We start from the raw sequence: 23286 nt of genomic DNA on the forward strand, positions 1-23286 counted from the left end.
CTCGCCCGTGAACTTGACATTGTCATTGTGTGAAGGCCTTCACTGGCAGTCGGAGGTGGTCCACATCAATTCGACACACAGGAAACAGGACATGCGACTGCTCGACGCATTGGCGGCTGGGAACTCGTCGACGCGGCTCGAGGCGGCTCTGGCAGTCGGCACGCATCCCGAGCCCGGGTTCGTCGATGCGCTCTTAGAACGGTGCGCGATCGAGCCGGACTTCTTCGTGCGCGACATGCTCACGTGGGCGCTGACCCGTCTCCCGCCGGATATCACGGTTGCGAAACTCCGCGCGGAACTTCGTTCCGAACGCGCGCAGGCCCGCAGCCAAGCGCTGCATACGCTGTCCAAGATCGGGGACAGGGACGCATGGCCCGCAATCACGCGGTCATTGCTGCGCGATGCCGACGACGAGGTCGCGCGGAGTGCATGGCGCGCTGCTGTCGTTCTCGTGCCCGACGGCGAAAAGCAAGGGCTGGCCGCGGAGCTGGCCACGCAATTCGGTCGCGGTGACCGGGAGGTACGACTGAGTCTGAGCCGTGCCCTCGTCGCGCTCGGCGACGTGGTCGAGCCGATCCTGCTGGAGGCACTGGGAAGTCACGACCCGATCGTGCGTGCGCACGCGAGCGCTACGCAGCGGCTCCTGCATGACCCGGATGCCGGATTCGACCTCGCCGTCGAGGTGGCCAGACGGGTCGTCGCGCTCGGTCCGGACCGAGCGGAGACACCTGCGTGCTGATCGGTGAGGTGGCGCGCCGCTCGGGGGTGAGCGCCCGGATGCTCAGGCATTACGACTCGCTCGGGCTGGTACGACCGACCGGCCGCACCGTGGGTGGCTACCGCGAATACTCTCCCGAAGACATCCGGCGGATCTTCCATGTGGAGGGGCTGCGGTCCCTTGGCCTGTCACTGAGCCAGATCGGACGCGCTCTCGGCGGTCCCGGATTCACCCCGTCCGGACTGGTCGGCGACCTCATCCGAAAGACCGAGGAAAGACTGAACCGGGAGCGAGAACTCCTCGACCGGCTCCGTACGGTCGATGCGGCCGAGCCCTCCGACTGGCAAGACGTCTTGCGCATCGTCGAGCTCCTGCACGGACTCGGTTCGCAGAGTGCCGCCCGGCGGCAGCAGGCCGTCCTGGCCTCGGCCGAGGACGTGCCGGTGCCTGCCGAGCTGCTGGCCGAGGCGGTCCTCACCGAATCCGATCCGAACGTCGCGGGGGCCCTGCGGTGGGCCCTCGCACGGGCCGGCGGTGACGGTGTGGCGAGCATGGCATCCGGCATGGTCTCCGAGGATGTGGACGTCCGGCGGCGCGCGGTCCTGGCGCTCGCCGAGCTCCCGGGCGACGCGGCGATCGCGGTGCTCACCGACGCGCTCGGGGACGCGGACGCGACGGTCCGTAGACATGCTGCTCTCGCATTGGGTGCACGGGGCGTGACCCGGGCTGTGCCGGAACTTGTCGGCACGGTGGTCGAGGGACCGAACGATGTCGAGGCGGCCGAGCTTCTGGGAGCGTTGGCACGGGACGCGAAGTGGGCAGACCGGATCATGAGAGCGCTGGTCGACGAGCTCACCGCACAGACAGCGGACTCGGCGGTGCGGATCCGACTGACCCAGGCACTCGCCGAGATGCCGGGAACCGTCGCGCTGAATACCCTGCGGCAACTGGCCCACGACGATGATCGGGCCGTGGCCCTCATCGCCTCGGCCCTCGTGCAAAGGCTCGAAGAACGGTCGGAAGATGAGCTCGGGTAGCCCTGGAGACGTTCGCTCATCGCTCGTGCGGTGGTGACCGGTCACGTACCCCTTGATACGGTCGTTCGTGCAGACAGCAACGGCCGCATACCGCGTGACACGGCCCCAGTGGGTGTAGCGCTCGGAAGCCGAGTTCGGTCGTCTTTGTCAATTCGGTAGCGTGCGCAGATCGGCCATTCCGAGCTGAAACAGTTTGCCTCGGAACTGATTTCGGTACGTCTACTGGCACATAACGGTTCGGTTCAGGCGGGTGCGGATCGCCTGCACGGTCGCGTTGAGCCGGGCCTGGTGCGATCCCTCCCAGTAGATCCGTCCGCACGTGCGGCACTTCCGGAACGTGTCGTAATGGCGGCGGGTGAGCGGTTGCAGCCGATCTTCGACCTCGGCTTTGGCGACCGCGACGACGGCGCCACCACAGCGCAGGCAGCGGGTGAACGGGGCCAAGTGCTCGACGAGATCCAATCGTCGGATCACCTCGACGATCTGATCGACCGGCTGGTCCGATCTGATGTACACGCCGTGAGTTACGTTGCGCCGCTTCAGCAGTCCACGGTCGCGGGTCAGCAGGATCCGGTGCTCGGCCGCCGACAGCTCGGCCAGTACGGCGTCGTCGGCGTCCCATCGACAGTGCACGTCCAGCCCCATCAGCCGCATCAGCTTGGCGAGGCCGCCGAGATTGACGTCGGCGACGAAGCGCGGCTCGCGCAGTGGGTGTGGGCGCACCCTGGTAACCCGGCCGATGTCCAGGGTCTCGAATACGGGATAGGCGGTGATCCGATCGCCTTCGCGGGGGCGCTGGCCGAAGGTGACGGGTTGCCCGTTGACCAGAACCAGGTCGACCTCGGTGTGCGGGATACCGGCCGCCTCGATGACGTCCTTCACGCTCTGATGCGGACGAAACGGTCGACGCAGCACCGTGTATCGCTCGTCGGGCCGCAGAAAATCGTTCAGCTCGGCGTAGACCCGCAGGTCGACGCTCATTCGACGAATACCGCCATCGATGCCGTGAATCCGTGCAACGCATTGCGGCCGGCGATGGGACCGATCTCGCCCGCGGCGAAGATGCCCGCGAGCGGTATGCCGTCCAGCAGGTCCTCGATCATGGCGGCGTCGTGGTTCGCGACCCCGAACATCCGGCGCCCCCGTCCGTTGCAGGTGAACAGCAACGCACCCGCCGGGTGTCCTGGCAGATCCGAACCCACTCGGACGAGGGCCGCACGCAGATCCTCGTCCGCCCCCACCGCGTCGCGGACCTGGAACTGCACGGTTGTGCCGACCTCGACGAGCTCGCCGATCTCGAGCGCGCCGCTCGACGGGTCGGCACCGAGGAGGCCACGGATCAGGAAATCGCCCTGTCCGGGTACTGCCAGATGCTCATCTACCACGATGCCGATCTGCAACCCATGTGTCACCAGTTCCTGCTGGTCGGGGGGCATTACCTCGACGATCTCGCGCAACCGCACGATCGGCGGTCGCCCGCCCAATTCGGTGATCAGCGCGCCACGCGCGCCGGTGACGATGTACGGATAGCCGATCGGTCGGCAGCCCTGCGACACGATGGGAACACTGTGCAGTCCGGGAAGTCGCACGCCGACCGCACCGGAGGTCACCACATCGCGGTCGCGGAACAGCCTGCAGCCGCCCGGCCCGCGCGCGCCGCTCACCAGCCCGCCCATCACGGTGGTACCGGGCAGCTCGGTGTTCAGGTGCTCGAGCAGAATGTCGGCGGGGAACGAGAACGGGTCGGGCAGCAGCAGGTGGAAGTCGCGTGCGGCCTTGTCGAAGCGGTAGCCCGCGAGTACCCCTCCGGTCGCCGTGCGGACGAAGTCGAGCTGGAATGTCTCGGCGGCGGGCAATCCGGATGCCAGCCATACCGCCACCGCGGGCTCGTCCTCGATCTCACGGCGGCCGGCCACGATCGCCTGCGCCACGCATCCGACGAGTGCGGGCACCTGGACCGTCTGGTGGACTCCGGCGAGTACGGCTGCGGCTTCGTCGGTATGTGCACGTGATGCCAGCAACACAGCAAGCGACGGCGTCTCGCCCGCGATCTGATCGCGGGCGTGCACTGCGGCTTCCGCTCCTGCCTGCCACGCTCCGGGCGCGGTGGAGAGCCCTACTCCGATCCGCACATCTCTATCGTAGCGAACCCCTATGTGCGCGCGGGTAATGTTGTCGCACAGGGCATTTCGGCGAAATTCGAGCAGAATGCGCCGTCGGAGCGGTGGGTGTGCGCGTCGGTAAGGGAACCAGCTGGCCGTCTGGATGCTGAGGGCACCGTAATCCCAGCCCAACACGTTGTAGGCGCGTATTTGGTCAGCGGGTGCTCGTCAGCGCGGGTGCTCGCGCCGAGAATTCGGGTTCGTCCTGCGCCGATATCAGCGCGGCTCGGCCCGTGGGGCGCGCTTCAGCTTCTTCGTGCCGGGCTGCAGACTGGTTGGCAATGAAACTGCCCGAGCTTCCCGATCTGCCCGTGCGTGGCGCGCTCGACCGCATTGTCGCGACATTGACCGAGCGGGGCACCGCCGTATTGGTCGCGCCGCCGGGAACCGGGAAGACGACATTGGTGCCGCTGGCGTTGGAGACTACCGGGCGGGTGGTGGTGGCCGAGCCGCGCCGATTGGCGGCGCGAGCGGCGGCGGGGCGGATGGCCGCGCTGTTGGGTGAGTCGGTTGGGGAGACGGTCGGGTATTCGGTCCGGGGAGATCGACGGGTCGGTGCCCGGACCCGGATCGAGGTTGTCACGTCCGGGTTGCTGGTGCGGCGGTTGCAGAGCGATCCCGAGTTGGCGGGCGCGGATGTCGTTGTCCTCGACGAATGTCATGAGCGGCATCTCGACGCGGATCTGCTGTTGGCGTTGCTGCTGGATGCGCGGGCCGGGTTGCGGCCGGATCTGCGGGTGCTGGCTACCTCGGCAACGGTTGCGGCCGAACGTCTTTCGGCGCTGCTGGGCAGTGCGCCAGTGCTGGAAGTGCAGGGTCGGGCCTATCCGGTGGAGACGACCTATGTTCCGTCGTTGCCGCGGGAACGCGGCGAAGCGCAGGTGGCCCGCGCCACGCGGGCGGCGCTGGCCGGGGGCGACGGGGATGTGCTGGTCTTCCTGCCCGGAGCAGCCGAAATTCGGCGGACCATGGATCTTTTGGCCGATGCAGACGTCGATTTGGTTCCGTTGCACGGCAGGCTTTCCGCTGCCGGGCAGGATATCGCGTTGCGGCCGGGCCCGCGGCGGCGCGTCGTGTTGTCCACCGCGGTGGCCGAATCGAGTCTGACGGTGCCGGGGGTACGCGCCGTGGTGGATTCTGGTCTGGCTCGGGTGCCGCGCATCGATCGAGCACGTGGGTTGTCCGGCCTTGCGACAGTTCGCGTTTCGGCCGCCGTCGCCGAGCAACGGGCTGGGCGCGCGGGACGCGAGGCTCCGGGAAAGGTATGGCGCTGCTGGCCGGAGTACGAGAACGGCACCTTGCCTGCCTATCCGGAGCCGGAAATTCGCACGGCGGATCTGACGCGTCTCGCATTGGAGCTCGCGTGTTGGGGCACCCCCGATGGTCATGGCCTCGCGTGGTGGGATGCACCGCCGCCGGGCGGATTGTCCGCCGGCCGAGATGTGTTGCGCGCGTTGGGAGCCGTGACCGGAGCGGGCGAGGTCACTGAGCGCGGCCGACATATGGCGCGAGTCGGACTGCATCCCCGATTGGCACGAGCGCTGCTCGACGGTGCCGCCGAGGTCGGGACCCGGGCGGCCGCGGAAGTTGTCGCGGTCCTCGACGATGACACCTTCGTGTCCGGCGTCGATCTCGTGACCGGTCTGCGCGCGTTGCGGCGTGAGCGGCCGCCGCGCTGGCGGCGGGAGGTCGAGCGGCTGTCCCGGTTGGTCGACGCGACGGATGGCGACGACGATCCGGCTTTCGTTGTCGCACTGGCACATCCGGAGCGCCTGGCACGGCGACGTGGTCCTGGCTCGGCGAGCTATCTGATGGCGGGTGGCACGGCGGTGACCCTGCCACCGGGTTCGGGATTGGGTGATGCGGAATGGCTGGCGGTCGCGGTGGCGACACGCGATCCGGGACGTTCCGACGGGCGCATCCGGTCGGCCGCGGTCGCCGACGAAAGGCTCGCTCGCCGTGCGGCACCGAGCCTGCTGGAGACTGCGGACGAGGTGGATTGGGTCGACGGTGCGGTGGTTGCCCGGCGGGTCGAACGATTGGGCGCGATCATATTGTCGGAGCGTCAGATTCGTGATCCCGATCGCCGATTGCTCGGCGCGGCAGTGCGACGCGGCCTGAACTCGACCGGACTCGCTCTGCTGCACTGGGATTCCGATGCGGTCGCCCTGCGTCAGCGCCTCGACTTTCTGCACCGCACGCTCGGTGCCCCCTGGCCGCCGGTCGACGACGAATCACTGCTGGCCGATGCCGACGCCTGGCTCGGCCCCGAACTCGCGACGGCGCGGCGCCGCGCCGACCTCGAACGCATCGATGCGGGACAGGCATTGCGCCGCCTGCTGCCGTGGCCCGATGCCGCGCGCATGGACGAACTCGCGCCGGAACGCCTGCCAGTACCCTCCGGCAGTCGCGTCCGTCTCGATTACTCCACCGACCCGCCGGTGCTCGCGGTCAAGGTGCAGGAGGTCTTCGGCTGGACGCAGACACCGTCGCTGGCCGATGGGCGAATCCCGATCGTGCTGCACCTGCTCTCGCCCGCCCAGCGCCCGGTCGCGATCACTGCGGATCTGGCGTCGTTCTGGCGCACCGGCTGGACGCAGGTCCGCAGCGACCTGCGCGGTCGCTACCCCAAGCACGCGTGGCCGGAGGATCCCACCACCGTTCCCGCTCACCGCGGCACCGCCCGTAACGCCGGTTAGTGCCGCATCGCTGATCGGGCCCGAGGTTTCGTCGAACGTAGTCGAATGGTGGTCGCCGACATCGAATTCGACCGCCATATCACTATGCTCGGCGAGCTACCGGAGTCGGATAGCGCAGCAAGCAATCTGGATGCGGGGCTGGGTGCCGACGCATCAGTTCGGCGAATCGTCTTCTGCCGCAATCAAGTTCGCGAGGACGGCGGCCTGGCTGTGGTCGACGTCGCGGGTGGCGGTCAATAGCGTCACCGAATGTTCGCGGGCGATCTCGCGCAGCTGCGTGACGGCCGCACGGTGCTGGGTATCGCGCAGTTCCGCTAGATATCGGCGACGGAATTCGGCGAAGCGCTCGGGTTGGTGCCCGTACCACTTGCGCAGTTCGGTGGACGGCGCGATGTCGCGCATCCACTCGTCCAGGTGCGCGTCTTCCTTGCGGATCCCGCGCGGCCAGACCCGATCGACGAGCACGCGGGTGCCGTCCGACGGAATCGGCGCTTCATAGATTCTCCGGTAGGTGACGTGCTGGCTCATCATGCTCCCATCCTGAGCTGGTCACTTCTCCTCGCGTGGAGCTCTAGGGGTAGCTCCTATGCTAGGCCTCCCGCGGTCGGCAATCATCGATTCAATCAATGATTGAATCGATGATTGGAACGTGGTTGACTGCAGACATGGTGGAACAGGCGGCCGCGGCGGGCACCCGCGAGCGGCTATTGCTGGCGGCCGAGCGACTCTTGCTCACCGAGCGGTACGACGATGTCTCGGTGCGGGCGATCTGTGCGGCGGCCGGGGCCAATCCCGCCGCGGTGCACTATCACTTCGGCTCGAAAGAAACGCTGGTCACGGCATTGCTGGAGGATCGGCTCGGCTCATTGTGGGCCGAACAGCTGGCCGAGGTGACGGCCGCGCACGGTTCGGTGGCGGCACTGGTGGATGCGGTGATCGAGCCGTTCACCGGATTGGCGGCCGATCCCGTCGGGCGGCTGCACCTGCGGCTGTTGGCTCAATTCGTCCTCGGGCGGCACCCGACGATGTGGCGTCGGCACTGGTTCCGCATGGACACCTGGGTCGGCTTGCTGCCGGAGCTGAGCGAACGTGAGAGTCGGCGGCGCTGGGGATTGGCGTTCGACCTGATCATCGTGCGGTTCGCCGGTGTCGGCACCGGGGAGCAGGAGCTGTCGGACGAGGCGGTCCGCACACTGCGGGATTTCGTGGTCGCCGGACTGACCACGCCAGGAGAGAAATGATGAACGAAGTATTCGCACCGACCACACTCGGCCCGATCACATTGCGCAACAGGGTGATCAAGGCCGCGACCTTCGAGGGACGAACACCGGACGCGCTGGTCACCGACGAACTGATCGACTTCCATCGCGAAATCGCCGCCGGCGGAGTGGGTATGACCACGGTCGCCTACTGTGCGATATCGCCGGGCGGCCGCACCGACCGACACCAGATCTGGATGCGCCCGGAAGCCGTTGCGGGACTGCGCAAACTCACCGACGCCGTGCACGCCGAAGGCGCTGCCGTCAGCGCCCAGATCGGTCATGCGGGACCGGTGGCCAATGCCGCATCCAATCGCGCACCCGCACTGGCGCCGAGCCGAATGTTCAGCCCACTCGGTATGCGCTTCATGCGCGTTCCGGACGCGTCCGAAATCGCCGCGGTCATAGCCGATTACGCGAATGCCGCCCGGCTCGCCGAGCAGTCGGGTTTCGATGCGGTCGAAATCCACTTCGGCCACAACTATTTGGTGAGTTCGTTCCTGAGCCCGCTACTGAACCGGCGCAAGGATCGTTACGGTGGCTCCCCGGCCAACCGCGCCCGGCTCGCCCGCGAGGTCGCGGTAGCGGTGCGCGAAGCCGTCGGTGACCGCTTGGCTGTCACCGCGAAGCTGAATATGGAAGACGGTGTGCGCGGCGGCCTTTCGCTCCCGGAGTCGTTGCAGGTGGCCGCCTGGCTGGAATCGGACGGCGCACTGGATGCCTTGGAACTCACCGCGGGCAGCTCCCTGCTCAATCCGATGCTCCTGTTCCACGGCGACGCACCACGCAAGGAATTCGCGAAAGTTCTTCCTGCCCCGGCACGCTGGGGCTTCCGCCTGATGGGCCGCCGCTTCCTCCGCGAGTACCCATACCGCGATGCCTACCTGCTCGAACGCGCCCGTCAATTCCGCAGAGAACTATCAATGCCATTGATTCTCTTGGGTGGCATCACCGACCTCGACACAATGCACACAGCAATGGCCGAGGGTTTCGAATTCGTCGCCATGGGCCGCGCCCTACTGCGCGAACCAGACCTCCTCCTCCGCATCCAAGCCGACCAGAACACCCGATCATCCTGCATCCACTGCAACGAATGCATGCCAACCATCTACACCCGCACCCGCTGCGTCCTCCGCGACAATTAGCCGAGAATGTATTGGCGGCGGGGAACTCTCGAGATTTGCCGCCGCCAATACATGGTGATCGGGTGTCCAGATCCTAGGACTGAGCTTGCGGTAGTCGAGGGTGGAAGGTTCGGTTGCGGCGGCGGGGATTTAGAGTTTGTAGCCGATTTGGCGCAGTAGTTGTTTGCGGGCCTCTTTGTCGGTGGGGCCTTCGACGCCGAGTGGCGCGCCCCCGTCGACGACTCCGATAATTCCGCGTCCCGATTCGGTCTCGGCAATCAATATCTCGACCGGATTTGCGGTGGCGCAGAATATTCCACAGACTTCGGGGACCTGCCGTACCGCATTGAGCACATTGACCGGATAGCCCTCGCGCAGGAACACGATGAACGAATGTCCCGCGCCGACCGCGACGGCATTCTTGGTCGCGAGCTCGGTCAGATAGTCGTCGTTGCCGGAGGTCCGGATCAGCCGCGGCCCGGACGCCTCACAGAATGCCAACCCGAAACGCAGATGCGGACTGATCCCGACCAGTGCCTCGTGCAGATCCTCGACCGCCTTTATGAAGTGGGCCTGCCCGATGATGACGTTGAGATCGTCCGGCTTATCGATGTGTACCGAAGTCAGCTCCATCGAACTATCCTGCGCCGCATTCGAGCCCCTGCGCCAGGGTGACACGCCCGTCCCGTCGAGGCGCGCAGTACCCCCGGTACCAGGAAAAGTGGGCTGTGTCGGAATTGTCGAGTACGTTGCGAGGCGATGAACACAAGGAGTTCGCGGATGAGGGCGGCAGCGCGCGGTCATGGACAACCAGTGGCGCAAAGCGGACGCATTACGGTGTACATGCCGGTTGACCACGCTGTAAGCCATTGTCGCTGTTCGGGGTTCGGCGGCGTTGGCGCGGTTGCGGTGGGCGGTCGGTGTCGATGCCAAGTACGGTGTCGGGACGCCGTGTTGACATCGAAACGCGGGGGAGTTCGAAACGAGAATGTGTCGAAGTATGTATTTTGAGCTATCCCGGCGCCTGCGAAAAGCGGTCGGCGTTACCGCGCTGACCGGACTCCTCATGGTGGCCGGATGCGGCACGGACGCCGACAGGTACTCTGCGGAGCCCAGCATCACCGCGGCCGCCGCGCACACCGATCAGCAGCACCTATCCGTCACTGTGCCGGGCACACTGGCCGCCGGTTTCCAGGAACTGCAGTTGAGTGTGCACGGCAAGCTGGGCATGGCGATCATGCCGGTCGGCGGCCAGAAGATGGTGACCTTCGGCGACTGGACCACCGGACCCGCCTGGTCGACGATGAAGGTACCGCTGGTCATCGCTTCGCAGCGCAAGAGTTCGACGAGCTCGAGCTACGCGGCGACGGCGGCGATCACCCAGTCCGACAACGCCGCGGCCGATACCCTCTGGCAGTCGCTCGGCACCGGCCAGGAGGCGGCCAAGGCGGTCGAGGCAGTGCTGCGCGAGGGCGGCGATACCAAGACCACGGTGCCTGCCACCAAGACGCGCTCCGATGCCTCCGCATTCGGACAGGCGGATTGGGCGCTCACCGAACAGGTTCGGTTCGCCTCCCGGCTGCCATGCCTACCGCAGAGTTCGGACGTGATCGATCTGATGGAACAGATCACGTCGAGTCAGCGTTGGGGCCTCGGCGAACTCAAGGGCGCGGAATTCAAAGGCGGTTGGGGGCCCGACACCTCCGGCTCCTATCTGGTCCGCCAATTCGGTCTGATCCAGGGACCGGGCGGTCAGATCGCGGTCGCCATTGCCATCCAGCCCGATTCGGGCAGCCTCTCCGAGGGAACGAACATCCTGGACCGGCTCGCCACCGTGATCTCCCAGCACCTCGACGAATTCTCCGGCGGCAGCTGTTCCTGATCGCGGTCGAGTCGGCGCCCACGGGTTCGCGCGGCGGCCCCGTGGGCGCGCACACTTGACCGGGTAACGGTGGCACCCGAGAATCCCGACTAACGGGTGAGATCGCAGGACCACGACCGTGGCGCGGTTCGGCGAGGTGGAGGTAACGGGGTGGACGAAACGCAGTCGCGGGTCGGTACGCGATTCGGACCCTACGAATTGCGTGCACTGTTGGGCCGCGGCGGGATGGGGGAGGTCTACGAGGCGTACGACACGGTCAAGGATCGGGTGGTCGCGGTCAAACTGCTGCCCATGGCGCTGGCCGACGATCCGCGGTTCCAGCAGCGATTCCGGCACGAATCCCGGGTGGCCGCGCGGCTGGCCGAACCGCACGTCATCCCGATTCACGACTGGGGCGAGATCGACGGTGTGCTCTATATCGATATGCGGCTGGTCCGGGGCAGCGATCTGCGCTCGGTGCTGCGCGACAAGGGGCCACTGAGCCCCAGCCGTGCGGTCGGCATCATCGAACAGGTCGCGGCGGCCCTCGATGCCGCGCATGCCGAGGGTTTGGTGCATCGCGACGTCAAACCCGCCAATATCCTGGTCACCCCTTCGGATTTCGCGTACCTCGCCGACTTCGGCATCGCCCGCTCCGAGCGCGACCCCAGCGTCACCGCGACGGGCCAAGCCATCGGCTCCTACAGCTACATCGCGCCGGAACGATTCGACACCGCACCGATCGGCGGCACCGCCGACGTCTACTCCCTGGCATGCGTGCTGTTCGAATGCCTCACCGGTGCACAACCTTTTCCTGCCGACGGCATGAGTTCGCTCATCCGAGCCCACCTTTCGACACCACCACCCCGCCCGACCACCAAACGAGCCGGATTGCCCGGCGCACTGGACGAGGTCATTTCCCGCGGCATGGCGAAGGAACCCGCCGACCGCTACCCAACTGCCCGCGCGCTCGCCTCGGCGGCCAGAGCCGCGGTATCGGGCACATCGTCCGTGCCGAACTCGGACTTGCCCACCGCCCAGATCTCCAACCCACAACCCGCCCCAGCGACCATCATCTTCCCGACCTTCGGACCGGAATCGACGATCGATCGGCAGTCGCCGAACTGGCCACAGCAGTCAGCCGGGTCGCAATCAGCAGGCGGTCCGCAGCAGTCGGGCGGATCGCAGTCAGCTGGTGGTGTGCGGCAGGCAGGCGGGTCGCCGCAACTGGGTCCGCAGCAGGCGGGTGGTTCGCCGCAGGTAGGTGAGGCGCAACAGCCAGCTGGTCCGCGGTCGGCGGGCGGGCTGCCTCGGGCGGGCGGTTCGCAGCAGTCGGGCGGATCGCAGCAGTCGGGTGGACCGCAGCAGGCAGGTGGTTCGCCGCAGGTAGGTGAGGCGCAACAGCCAGCTGGTCCGCGGTCGGCGGGCGGGCTGCCTCGAGCGGGCGGTTCGCAGCAGTCGGGTGGTTCGCCGCAGGTAGGTGAGGCGCAACAGTCAGCTGGTCCGCGGTCGGCGGGCGGTCCGCAACGGACGGGCGGCCAGCCGCAAGGGAGCGGTTCGCAACAATCGAACAGACCTCAATCGCATATCGGGCCACACTCCATCAGCGGACCGCAGCGGATCACCGGACTCGAGCCGACGTTCGTGCCCAGGCACTCATCGGATCCGATGCGTAGCGATATCCCACCGGATGACGCGACCACCGAGGCACTGTCGAGAACCATCGGCATGCCGATGCCCCGATCCGACGCACCGTATCCACCGGATCCGACACCCATTCCTGCGCGTCGATCGATGCGCATCGTCTGGATCTGCGCGGTGCTGGTAATCCTGGCGATCGGGGGGATTATCGGCTGGCAGGTGCACAACGCAAGCCAAGATTCCGGCCAACCGACGACCACGACCATGCCCGCACACCTGCCAGCCGGTGCGAAACCGTGCGCCCAGTTGTATCCGGCGCTCGGCCGTTTCACCTCGTCCGCGATCGGCACCACCGTCACCAGTTGCGCCTTCGCCGAGGAGGTGCGCAAGGCGTACGCGAACGGTGATGACAGCACTATTACCGATCGATCGGTCATGGCGCACAGCCCGATCAACAATCGGGATTACAAGATGAATTGCACGGCCGGTGATCAATTCGCAACCTGTAGCGGCGGCGAGAACGCCATCGTCTATGTGTATTGAGTCGTAGCCGTTACCCGGTGTTCACGGGGGTGCGACCGCGCGATCGCGCAAAGCGGTGCAAGATATGCGCCATGCGCATCGGAGTGTTGACCGGAGGCGGCGACTGTCCAGGACTGAACGCGGTCATCCGTGCCGTCGTTCGCACAGCGAACGGACGCTACGGGGACGCGATCATCGGATTCCAGGACGGTTGGCGCGGGCTACTCGAAGACCGAAAGATCACCATTCAGAACGACGATCGCACCGACCGCCTGCTCACCAAGGGCGGCACGATGCTCGGCACCGCTCGCACCAATCCCGACAAACTGCGTGCCGGACTGGACCAGATCAAACGCACCCTCGACGACAACGGGATCGAGGCGCTGATCCCGATCGGCGGCGAGGGCACGCTCTCCGCCGCGAGTTGGCTGTCCGACGAGGGCGTCCCGGTGGTCGGCGTCCCGAAGACCATCGATAACGACATCGACTGCACCGACGTCACTTTCGGCCACGACACCGCGCTGTCCATTGCCTCCGAGGCCATCGACCGGCTGCACACCACCGCGGAATCGCATCAGCGCGTCATGCTGGTCGAGGTGATGGGCCGCCACGCGGGCTGGATCGCGATCAACTCGGGCGTGGCGGCGGGCGCGCACCTCACGTTGGTTCCCGAGGTCCCTTTCGACGTGGACGAGGTGTGCTCGATGATCAAGCGCCGCTTCCAGCGCGGCGATAAGCACTTCATCTGCGTGGTGGCCGAGGGCGCGCATCCGGCTCCGGATTCGGGATTCGCTCTGCTCGAGGGCGGCATCGACGAATTCGGCCACGAACGGTTCACCGGTGTCGCCCAGCAGTTGGGCACCGAGATCGAACGCCGCATCGGCAAAGAGGTCCGCACCACCGTGCTCGGTCATGTCCAACGTGGCGGTAGCCCGACCCCGTACGACCGGGTGCTGGCGACACGCTTCGGTCTGCATGCCGCCGAAGCCGTACATGCCGGACAATTCGGCCAAATGGTTGCTCTGCACGGCACTTCCATCGATCTGGTTCCGTTGTCCGAGGCCACCAAGCAGCTCAAGCGGGTGCCCACCGAGCGCTACCGCGAAGCCGAGGCATTTTTCGGCTGATTCCAGCGGTTGTTGCACAATCGAGACCTGCCGAATTCCTTGTCGCACAGCTACTCTGGTCGTCGTGGCTCAACTCCAGGTATCCGACCTGCCCACCGATGCTGTCGCCGTATTCCGCCGCCGTGCTCGCATCGCGGGCATATCGATCGAGGCTCAGGTCCGTCAGGAACTGATCGCGATGGCGCGTCGGCGAACTTCCGTGGACACGATCGTGGAATTCCTGGAAGCCCAGGGCCGCGATCTGACCCCGCAATTCGACTCCGATGCGGTAACCCTCATCCAGGTCTACGATCTGCCCGCCGACGCCCTCGGCATGTTCGGTCGCCGTGCCCGTGCCGCCGAACTCCCGCTCGGCGCCTACGTCCGCCGTGAACTCCTCGCCATCGCACGCCGCGGCAGCGTGTCGGACGCAATGTTGGAATTCCAAGAGGCACAAGAAGAGGACCCCACTCTCGAACTCGACATGGACGCGATCGCCGCCGCAGTCCGATACGCCCGCGGGGCCTGAACCTCCGCCCGCCGGCCTGGATGCCGGAAGCCGATCGGTATTCGATCGGATGGTGCACTCTGCCGAATCACCGGCGATCCGAACGATTGCCGAGCGCAACTGGAAACCACCACGCGATCAAGATCAAGTGGAATTGATGGCGGTATCCGCTCCGAGAGGCCTCGGCCACCAGTTCCACCTGATCTTGATCCGAGACCGGGACGCCGTGTGGGAGAGTTCGTTCGATATGTCCGCGCGGATCGGTAGTGTTGCGGAATGCGCACTGGGCGATGGCTCGTCTCGGTTCTGGTCCTGATTGTTGCGTTGGTGGCGGGGTGTTCGTCATCGGATAAGGACCGGACCCGGTCGTTGACCGGGGATTGGCACGGGTCCATCGAGGTGCCCGGAGCGCCGTTGGCGGTGGGGGTGAGTTTCGCTGACAACGGCAGCGCCACCATCGACATCCCGTCGCAGGGGGTGAACGGCGCGGCTCTGAAAGATGTTTCCGCCGAACCGGATCGGGTGGCGTTCGCGATTCCGAACATTCAGGGCGATCCGTCGTTCAATGGCAAACTCGACAAGGACGCCAACCGGATCAGCGGCGAGTTCCGGCAAGCGGGCCAGAGCCTGCCGTTGACGCTCGAGCCCGGCAAGATCGGGACGTCCGCGCATCCACAGGAGCCGAAACCGCCGTACCCCTACCGCTCCGAAGACGTCACCTACCGCAACGGCGATATCACCATCGCGGGCACACTGACCCTGCCCGAGGGCAACGGCCCCTTCCCGGCAATCCTGATGATCTCCGGCAGCGGCCCCCAGGATCGCAACGAAGAACTCATGGGCCACAAGCCTTTCCTGCTGCTGGCCGACACCTACACCCGGGCGGGTTATGCCGTACTGCGCACCGATGACCGCGGCGTCGGCGGTACCAGCGGCAAACTCGACGACGCAACGTACAACGATCTCGCCGCGGATGCCGCCGCCGGCGTGCGCTTCCTACGCGCCCGCCCGGATATCGACCCGGCCCGCGTCGGGCTGTTCGGCCACAGCGAGGGCGGCTATCTCGCACCCCTGGTGGCATCCCGCCCGGACAGCGGCGTCGCCTTCGCGATCCTGATGGCCGGCCCCTCGGTACCCGGGTGGGAGGTGCTGATCGAGCAGAACCGCGCACTGCTCAGCGCGGCAGGCGCAACGCAGTCCCGAATCGATGATCAGGTCACCTACATCACCGAGTGGACCAACCTGATCCGCGCCGGTGACCTGGCCGCCGCCAAGGACCTCGCCTACCGCCACAACGAATCCCTACCGCCGGGCCAGCACGCCTCCGCCGAAACCCTCGACGCCTACAACACCACCTACATGGCGTCCTTCATCACCTACGATCCGGCCCCCGCGCTCTCCGCCCTGCGCATCCCGGTCCTGGCCTTCTTCGGCACCAAGGACATGCAGGTCCTCGCCACCCAGAACGAACAACCGATGCGCGACCGCCTGGCCGCCGATCCCGACGTCACCGTCCACGTCTTCCCCGACCTCAATCACCTCATGCAACCGGCCAACTCCGGCCTGCCCAGCGAATACACCGGCATCGAAACCACCATCGCCCCCGACGTCCTCACCTACACCACCACCTGGCTCGCCCAACACACTCGACCCCGCTAGCCGAACCGCCCCGCTGCCCCGGTGCCGCACAGCTGGCGAGGTCGGCACTGGCTATGCGACAGCACAGCCGGACGCTCCCGGCGAGACACGGCGGTCGGCGGGTGCGGTCGCTTGGCGAGGGCGTCGGGCGGGTCAATAGACTGAGCGCTATGAGTGCACCCACCGTCGACTTGATGGATTATGCCGATGTCATCAACCGGTTCGAGCCGGTGCTCGGCATGGAGGTTCACGTCGAGCTGAACACCGCGACCAAGATGTTCTGCGGTTGTCCGACCGAGTTCGGTGCGGAGCCGAACACCCAGGTGTGCCCGGTGTGCCTCGGTCTGCCCGGCTCGCTGCCGGTGGTGAACGAGCAGGCCGTGGCGTCGGCGATCCGGATCGGGCTGGCCCTGAATTGCGCGATCACCCCGTGGGGCAGGTTCGCGCGCAAGAACTACTTCTACCCGGACCAGCCGAAGAACTACCAGATCAGCCAATACGACGAGCCGATCGCCACCAACGGTCACCTCGACGTGGTTCTCGACGATGGCAGTACTTTCCGTGTCGAGATCGAGCGCGCGCATATGGAGGAGGACACCGGCAAGTCCACCCACATCGGCGGCTCGACCGGCCGCATCCACGGTGCGAGTCACTCGCTGCTCGACTACAACCGGGCCGGCGTGCCGCTCATCGAGATCGTCACCAAGCCGATCACCGGTGCAGGGGAGCGAGCACCGGAAGTGGCGCGCGCCTACGTGACCGCGTTGCGTGAGGTCCTGAAGTCGCTGCAGGTCTCCGACGTCAAAATGGAGCAGGGCTCGTTGCGTTGCGATGCCAACGTTTCGCTGATGTCCATCGGCGCGACGGAATTCGGCACCCGCACCGAGACCAAGAACGTCAACTCGCTCAAGAGCGTCGAGGTCGCGGTTCGCTTCGAAATGCGCCGTCAGGCCGCCATTCTCGCCGACGGCGGTTCGATCGTGCAGGAGACCAGGCACTTCCACGAGAGCGACGGCACCACCTCGCCCGGTCGCCGCAAGGAGACCGCCGAGGACTACCGCTACTTCCCCGAGCCGGACCTGGAACCCGTTGCGCCCGCAGAGGATTGGGTAGAGCAGCTGCGCGGCACCATCCCGGAGTACCCGTGGCTGCGCCGCGCGCGCATCCAGTCCGACTGGGGATTGTCCGACGAGGTCATGCGCGACCTGGTGAACGCGGGCGCGCTGGACCTGATCATCGCGACCGTCGATGCGGGCGCTCCGGCCAACGAGGCCCGTTCGTGGTGGGTCGCCTACCTCACCGAAAAGGCCAAGGAGCGTGAGGTTTCCCTGGAGGAATTGCCGATCACGCCCGCCCAGGTGGCCGAGGTGATCAAGCTCGTCGAATCGAAGACGGTGAACAACAAGGTCGCCAAGCAGGTCGTCGACCTCGTGCTCGCGGGCGAGGGTGATCCGGCGAAGATCGTCGAGACCAAGGGCCTCGGCATGGTCAGCGACGAGACCGCGCTGCAGGCGGAGGTGCAGAAGGCACTCGAGGCCAATCCCGATATCGCCGAGAAGATCCGCTCGGGCAAGGTGCAGGCCGCGGGCAAGATCGTCGGTGACGTCATGAAGGCGACGCGCGGCCAAGCCGATGCGGCTCGCGTGCGCGAACTCGTGCTCGAGGCCTGCGCCTGAGTTCGGTCCGCACCGGCGGTTTCCTGCCGAAGCCAATGTGAAGTGGGCGGGTCCCTGAGGACCCGCCCACTTTTGCTGTCGGCGCGGTTAGTCCGGCCCGGTGCCCTGCGACGGCGGCGGGATCTTGATCACCCGATCGTCGAACGGCCCGTGATTATCGTCATTGTTGACGGTGGCCGCCCAGATGGTGCCGTCCGCACCGGCCGCCGCACCGCCGAGCCTGCCGTATTTGTCCTGCACGGTGAACGTCGGCGCCGCGGTGATCGCGTGGGTGTTCGCATCCGGATTCGCGATCGCCAGCGCCTTCGCCCCCGACATCGCGATCGCCACCACATCGGGTCCGGCCGCGCAGCCACCCACGCCGGGCCTATCCGGCCAAGTCCACGCGGTGGTGATCGATCCGTCCCGGCCCAAGCGTTGCAGCCGATCCTCGGTCGGGGTGCGATCGGTGATCCATACGCTGTCCTTACCGTCGTCGCACAGATCGCCCGCCGTGCCGAGGCCCGATGCCACGACCTCCGCATTGGCTCCCGGCGACGGCGAATTGATCCGCAACACCTTGCCTGCCAGCGACGACGGCGCACTTGCCAGACCCGGATTGCCCGCATCGCCGGTCAGCACCAACAGTTCGGTCGGCGAAATGAATTCCAGCGCACCGTGATTGCCGACCGACCCCTTCGGAATTCCGGTGAGGATGGTCTTCGGCGGCCCGTTCTCCGCGATGCGCACCACCCGGTTGTCGGATGCGGTGGTGATGTAGGCGTATATGAGTCCGTCCTCGCGGTAGGTCGGCGAGAGGGCGATATCGGAGATGCCGCCGTCCCCGGAGCCGTCCACATCGACCTGGCCGACCAGAATCGGCGGCGACTGCGGATCGCTCGGATCCACCGCGACGGTCTTGTAGATGCGTCCGGTGCGTCGCTCGGTGACCAGCGCATCCTCGCCGAGCGAGATGATGCCCGCGGTGGAATCCAGGCAGGTTGTGATCACATTCGGATCCGGATCGATGCACGGGCCGGTCGGGCGCGGGCGCTGCGAGGGGCTCTGCTGCGGCGATTTGGGTTCGGCGGGGTTGAAGGTCGGTTCGGGTGTGAACGGGCTGGAGGCGGAATCGTCGAATCGGGCGCAGCCGACCAGCAGGACGGAGCCGAGCGCCAGGCTCAGGGCGATACGCCCCGCGACAACCAAACTCATGGTTCAGACGTTACGGAAACCGCGGCCGATGTGCCGCTCCGGGTCGATAAACGGACACGCCGTCGCGTCGAGACCGCCCACGCGGGCGCAAGGCCGCATAGGGTATCGACCGTGACCGAAGAGCCCAAAGACACATCCGTGCCCAAAACCGAGGGTGCGGCAACGCCCACGGATGAGCAGTCGGCGGTGTCGTCCACCGGTCGTGGCGTGAGCAGTCCCTACGATTCACCCACCGGCGTGCTGCCCAGACTGTCCTCCGATACCACCTCGCGTGGCCCCGAACTGACCAAGGATGTGCCGCGCACCGAGGAGGAACTCGGGCTCGATCCGGAGATCCCTTCAGTCGGTGAACAGACCAGGGCGAACGAAGCCGCGTCCTATTCCTACGCCAGCATCCCGCCCGCCGCGAACGCGTCCGGCGGCGAGCCGAGCCGCCCGCTGCGCCGACGCAATGGCGACGCCCGCCGCGGCACCCTCGACCTCGGACTGTTCGTGCTGCGCCTCGTCGTCGGCGGCACCTTCATCTATCACGGCCTGCAGAAGCTCACCACCTGGTTCAACGGCCAGGGGCTGGACAACACCCGCGACATGATGGCCGCGGGTGGCTGGGACCACGCGACCCTCTCGACCATCCTGGTGATCGCCGGCGAAGTCGGTGGCGGCGGATTGCTTGTCCTCGGTCTGGCCACTCCGCTCGCCGCGGGTGCGGTGCTCGCGGTGATCATCGACGCGTGGCTGTGGAAGCAGGGCATGATCCCCGGCTTCCAGTACAAGTCCTCGGTCAAGAGTGGTGTGGAACTGGAGTCCATCCTCGCGGGCACCGCGGTCGTCCTGCTGCTGACCGGACCCGGCCGCCTGTCCTTCGACCGCAACCGCGGCTGGGCCACCCGCCCCGCCTACGGTTCCTTCGTAGTCCTCGTCCTGGCCGTGGCCGCCGCCATCGGCACCTGGTACTGGCTGCACGGCGGCAACCCGCTGACGGGCATCGGCCCCTTCAAGTAACCCGTCCACACAACCGGCGCCCTTCGGTATCGAAGGGCGCCGTTCGTTTCTGGGCGATATTTGTTGGGGTGCAAGGGATGCCACGTTTCTGCCCGACGGTCTACTGCTGCCACGAGGGACGCCGTTCGCTTTCGTGACGGGACTATGGCACCTGGCGAACGGCACCCTTGTCGGCGGAGGTGGCGAGTGCGGCATAGGCGCGCAGCGCCGTGGTGACCGGGCGGATGCGGTCGACCGGCTGCCAAGGCCGTTCGGAGGCATCCATTTTCGCGCGGCGCTCGGCCAGGATCGCTTCGTCGACCAGCACCTCGAGGGTTCGGGTTTGGACGTCGATGCGGATCTGATCGCCGTCTTCGATGAGTCCGACGGCACCGCCCGCCGCGGCCTCGGGCGACATGTGACCGATCGACAGACCGGAGGTCCCGCCGGAGAAGCGGCCGTCGGTGATCAGCGCGCACACCTTGCCGAGTCCCGCACCCTTCAGAAATGCGGTGGGGTGCAACATTTCCTGCATGCCCGGCCCGCCCTTGGGCCCCTCGTAGCGGACCACGATCACATCGCCCGGCTTGATCTTCTTACCGAGGATCGCCGAAACCGCCTCCTCCTGGGATTCGACCACGACGGCCGGGCCTTGGAAGGAGAACAGCTCCTCATCGATGCCAGCGGTCTTCAGGATCGCGCCGTCGGGGGCGATATTGCCGCGCAGGACAACCAGGCCGCCCTCGACCGTGTAGGCGTGCGCCTTGTCGCGGATGCAGCCGCCCTCGGCGTCGGTATCGAGCGCGGACCAGCGGTTGTTCGTGGAGAAGGGCTCGGTGGTGCGCACGCCACCGGGCGCGGCGTGGAAAAGCTCCAGCGCCTCATCGGATGCCTTGCCGGAGCGGATATCCCAGGTGTCGAGCCATTCGTCGAAGCTCTTGGTGTGCACCGTGGTGACGTCGGTCTCCAGCAGTCCGGCGCGGCGCAGCTCGCCGAGGATCGCCGGGATGCCACCGGCGCGGTGCACATCCTCCATGTGGTAGTCGGAGTTGGGGGAGACCTTCGACAGGCACGGCACTTTGCGAGAAATCTCGTCGATGGTGCTCAACTCGAAGTCGATCTCACCCTCCTGCGCGGCGGCCAGGGTGTGCAGCACCGTATTGGTGGAACCGCCCATCGCCACGTCCAACGCCATCGCATTGCGGAAGGCCTTGGCATTGGCCACGTTCCGCGGCAGCACCGACGCATCGTCCTCGCGGTACCAGCGATTCGCGATGTCGACGATCACGGTGCCCGCCCGTTCGAACAGCGCGTGCCGGGCGGCATGGGTGGCCAGCGTGGATCCGTTGCCGGGCAAGGCGAGTCCGAGCGCCTCGGTGAGGCAGTTCATCGAATTCGCGGTGAACATGCCCGAGCAGGAGCCGCAGGTCGGACACGCGCTGCGCTCGACCTCGGACAGGCCTTCCTCGCTGACATTCATATTGGCGCTGGCCGCGATCGCGGTGATCAGATCGGTCGGAGCCTGTGCGACACCGCCGACGACCACGGCCTTACCGGCCTCCATCGGCCCGCCGGACACGAAAACGGCCGGGATGTTCAGGCGCATAGCGGCATTGAGCATGCCGGGCGTGATCTTGTCGCAGTTGGAGATGCACACCAGCGCGTCGGCGGTGTGTGCGTTGGCCATGTATTCGACCGAATCGGCGATGATTTCACGCGAGGGCAGCGAGTAGAGCATGCCGCCGTGGCCCATCGCGATGCCGTCGTCGACCGCGATGGTGTGGAACTCCCGCGGTACACCGCCCGCTGCGCGCACCGCGTCCGCGACGATCTCACCGACATTCTTCAGATGCACGTGGCCCGGTACGAACTGCGTGTAGGAGTTCGCGATGGCGACGATCGGCTTACCGAAGTCGGTGTCGGTCATACCGGTGGCGCGCCAGAGTGCGCGCGCGCCCGCGGCATTGCGGCCGATGGTGGTTGTCCGTGAACGAAGCGGTGGCATATAAATCCTCGGGAGGTCGCGGGGGCTGATGTGCGACTGCGCGGAGTTCGCTCACTGAGCGAATTCAGCGACCGACCACGTTACTCCTGCGCGCGGGCGGGCCTTCGTGGCGGTCGACGGCGCTGATCGCCGGTCTGTGGTTCGGGATGATGTCGCCGCGAGGGTGGTCGTCGGCGCGGACGGTGTCATCGTGTCGGTTCCGGCACCGTCGGTATCCACAGGTCTGGTGAGTGCGGGCGGGGGATTGTCCGACCGGCGCGGTCACCAGATCGCGCATCCGTCGGCGAGCTTACCGGCGTCCGTCGATATCCCCGCCACCGGTGAACCGCTACGAATCGGAGTCGCGTGCCTCGGTCTCGGCGGCAGGTGGCTTGGTCTCGGTGTTCGTCTCGGCTTCGCGGCCGTTGGTTCCGGCCTTCTTCGTCTCGGCCCCGTGCGCCTCGGTGTCGGCCGTCCTCGCTTCGGTCTCGGCGGCGTCTGCCTCGGTGTCGGTCTTCGTCGCGTCTGAGCGCCCATTGGCTTCGGCCGTCTCGGTTTCGGCCTCGCGCCCTTCGGCCTCGCGCGCCGCGTACTCCGCCTCTCGCGCCGCCGCCTCCGCCGCGAACAGATCCGGAATCCGACCGTTCGACGCGCGGATCAGATCACGCAAGCGGTCGTAGCTGACCGCGGGCAGCTTCACCTCGGTGTCATCGGTGAGATGGGCACGTACGAACCCGCGCTTGGGAATGCCGACGCCCGCGACCTGTGTCCAGTCGAGGTGCCGCGAACCGAAAACCGTGCGCAGATCCAACCCGTCCTCGGACACCGTGGTGCGCGTGCGTTCGATCCACACCACCGCCGCGACCGGGAGCAGTAGCAGCCACCACAGTCCGATCGGCCAGCCGACGAAGGCGAAGAAAACACAGAACAGCAGTACGAGAACACCGAGGTGGGCCATCTGCGTAATGCGGATGACCTGCGCCGTCTGCGTCGGCTCGGACGGTTCCGGCGAACTACCCGTCTCCGATCCCGCCGCGGGCGTGTGGGACGATTTAGCCGGTGGCACGGACTGATGCGGTGATGACACACCACCATCCTCGCATCATGGTGAACGGACTCGAGCACCCGCTCGGTCTCACATAATGAGACCTGTTTGACTGATCGACTCGCGCACAC

General features: G+C 66.6%; 19 protein-coding genes. 12 read left to right on the plus strand and 7 right to left on the minus strand.

Translation table 11 applies throughout. The features are described from left to right. The first annotated feature begins 91 nt into the window (after nucleotides 1–91). Nucleotides 92–739 (plus strand): HEAT repeat domain-containing protein, encoded by a 648-nt coding sequence (locus tag ACQPYR_RS10545; protein ID WP_433630562.1) that lies wholly within the window; start codon nucleotides 92–94, stop codon nucleotides 737–739. After that, complete coding sequence (locus ACQPYR_RS10550) at nucleotides 733–1755, plus strand: MerR family transcriptional regulator (protein WP_433630565.1); 1023 nt, start codon at nucleotides 733–735, stop codon at nucleotides 1753–1755. Before ACQPYR_RS10545 ends, ACQPYR_RS10550 begins: the two co-directional genes overlap by 7 nt. A gap of 219 nt (nucleotides 1756–1974) precedes the next feature. Here ACQPYR_RS10550 and ACQPYR_RS10555 read toward each other — a convergent pair whose 3' ends face one another. Together ACQPYR_RS10555 and ACQPYR_RS10560 are read right to left on the minus strand one after the other, a co-directional pair. Beyond that, the gene (locus tag ACQPYR_RS10555) at nucleotides 1975–2736 is read right to left on the minus strand and encodes a Mut7-C RNAse domain-containing protein (RefSeq protein ID WP_433630567.1); all 762 of its coding nucleotides are present in this window, start codon (nucleotides 2734–2736) and stop codon (nucleotides 1975–1977) included. Then, the gene (locus ACQPYR_RS10560) at nucleotides 2733–3887 is read right to left on the minus strand and encodes an FIST signal transduction protein (protein WP_433630569.1); all 1155 of its coding nucleotides are present in this window, start codon (nucleotides 3885–3887) and stop codon (nucleotides 2733–2735) included. The genes ACQPYR_RS10555 and ACQPYR_RS10560 overlap by 4 nt, the downstream gene beginning before the upstream one ends. Before the next feature lie 311 nt (nucleotides 3888–4198). Here ACQPYR_RS10560 and hrpB point away from each other — a divergent pair, with 311 nt between their 5' ends. Further along, nucleotides 4199–6616 (plus strand): ATP-dependent helicase HrpB, encoded by a 2418-nt coding sequence (gene hrpB, locus ACQPYR_RS10565; RefSeq protein WP_433630572.1) that lies wholly within the window; start codon nucleotides 4199–4201, stop codon nucleotides 6614–6616. A 153-nt stretch (nucleotides 6617–6769) separates the two neighbouring features. On the opposite strand, the gene ACQPYR_RS10570 is transcribed toward hrpB, so the two are convergent. Continuing rightward, a complete protein-coding gene (locus ACQPYR_RS10570) occupies nucleotides 6770–7147 on the minus strand; it encodes a DUF488 domain-containing protein (RefSeq protein WP_433630574.1) in 378 nt (125 codons plus the stop codon). Between the two features lie 134 nt (nucleotides 7148–7281). On the opposite strand from ACQPYR_RS10570, the gene ACQPYR_RS10575 reads away from it, so the two are divergent. Together ACQPYR_RS10575 and ACQPYR_RS10580 are read left to right on the plus strand one after the other, a co-directional pair. Next, nucleotides 7282–7857, plus strand: a complete 576-nt coding sequence (locus tag ACQPYR_RS10575; protein WP_433635088.1) for a TetR family transcriptional regulator — start codon at nucleotides 7282–7284, stop codon at nucleotides 7855–7857. Beyond that, nucleotides 7857–9020: an NADH:flavin oxidoreductase gene (locus ACQPYR_RS10580; RefSeq protein ID WP_433635089.1), complete on the plus strand. Its 1164-nt coding sequence runs from the start codon at nucleotides 7857–7859 to the stop codon at nucleotides 9018–9020. The genes ACQPYR_RS10575 and ACQPYR_RS10580 overlap by 1 nt, the downstream gene beginning before the upstream one ends. Before the next feature lie 129 nt (nucleotides 9021–9149). Here the strand turns inward: ACQPYR_RS10580 and ACQPYR_RS10585 are convergent, their stop codons facing one another. Next, nucleotides 9150–9632 carry an adenosine-specific kinase gene (locus ACQPYR_RS10585; RefSeq protein ID WP_433630576.1) on the minus strand — a complete coding sequence of 161 codons (483 nt, stop codon included), beginning with the start codon at nucleotides 9630–9632 and terminating at the stop codon, nucleotides 9150–9152. 367 nt (nucleotides 9633–9999) lie between these two features. Here ACQPYR_RS10585 and ACQPYR_RS10590 point away from each other — a divergent pair, with 367 nt between their 5' ends. The 6 genes from ACQPYR_RS10590 (at nucleotide 10000) to gatB (ending at nucleotide 17951) form a co-directional block, all read left to right on the plus strand. Continuing rightward, entirely contained in the window at nucleotides 10000–10881 is an 882-nt protein-coding gene (locus ACQPYR_RS10590; RefSeq protein WP_433630578.1) for a hypothetical protein, read from the plus strand. 150 nt (nucleotides 10882–11031) lie between these two features. Next, a complete protein-coding gene (locus ACQPYR_RS10595) occupies nucleotides 11032–13044 on the plus strand; it encodes a protein kinase domain-containing protein (RefSeq protein WP_433630580.1) in 2013 nt (670 codons plus the stop codon). Nucleotides 13045–13115: 71 nt separating this feature from the next. Further along, nucleotides 13116–14150, plus strand: coding sequence for an ATP-dependent 6-phosphofructokinase (locus ACQPYR_RS10600; protein WP_433630582.1), 1035 nt, complete (start codon nucleotides 13116–13118; stop codon nucleotides 14148–14150). A gap of 64 nt (nucleotides 14151–14214) precedes the next feature. Next, the gene (locus ACQPYR_RS10605) at nucleotides 14215–14658 is read left to right on the plus strand and encodes a hypothetical protein (protein ID WP_433630584.1); all 444 of its coding nucleotides are present in this window, start codon (nucleotides 14215–14217) and stop codon (nucleotides 14656–14658) included. Nucleotides 14659–14913: 255 nt separating this feature from the next. Further along, nucleotides 14914–16296 (plus strand): alpha/beta hydrolase family protein, encoded by a 1383-nt coding sequence (locus ACQPYR_RS10610; protein ID WP_433630586.1) that lies wholly within the window; start codon nucleotides 14914–14916, stop codon nucleotides 16294–16296. 149 nt (nucleotides 16297–16445) lie between these two features. After that, on the plus strand, nucleotides 16446–17951 hold the full coding sequence (gene gatB / locus ACQPYR_RS10615) for an Asp-tRNA(Asn)/Glu-tRNA(Gln) amidotransferase subunit GatB (protein ID WP_433630589.1): 1506 nt from the start codon (nucleotides 16446–16448) through the stop codon (nucleotides 17949–17951). 87 nt (nucleotides 17952–18038) lie between these two features. Here the strand turns inward: gatB and ACQPYR_RS10620 are convergent, their stop codons facing one another. Further along, a complete protein-coding gene (locus ACQPYR_RS10620) occupies nucleotides 18039–19145 on the minus strand; it encodes a PQQ-dependent sugar dehydrogenase (RefSeq protein WP_433630591.1) in 1107 nt (368 codons plus the stop codon). Nucleotides 19146–19256: 111 nt separating this feature from the next. Between ACQPYR_RS10620 and ACQPYR_RS10625 the strand changes: the two genes are divergently transcribed. After that, entirely contained in the window at nucleotides 19257–20147 is an 891-nt protein-coding gene (locus tag ACQPYR_RS10625; RefSeq protein WP_433630594.1) for a DoxX family protein, read from the plus strand. A gap of 142 nt (nucleotides 20148–20289) precedes the next feature. Here the strand turns inward: ACQPYR_RS10625 and ilvD are convergent, their stop codons facing one another. Next, complete coding sequence (gene ilvD / locus ACQPYR_RS10630; RefSeq protein ID WP_433630596.1) at nucleotides 20290–22131, minus strand: dihydroxy-acid dehydratase; 1842 nt, start codon at nucleotides 22129–22131, stop codon at nucleotides 20290–20292. Between the two features lie 328 nt (nucleotides 22132–22459). After that, the gene (locus tag ACQPYR_RS10635; RefSeq protein WP_433630598.1) at nucleotides 22460–23197 is read right to left on the minus strand and encodes a PH domain-containing protein; all 738 of its coding nucleotides are present in this window, start codon (nucleotides 23195–23197) and stop codon (nucleotides 22460–22462) included. Between the last annotated feature and the right edge of the window lie 89 nt (nucleotides 23198–23286).

This window comes from Nocardia sp. CA-120079 (assembly GCF_050955745.1).
Lineage (GTDB): Bacteria > Actinomycetota > Actinomycetes > Mycobacteriales > Mycobacteriaceae > Nocardia.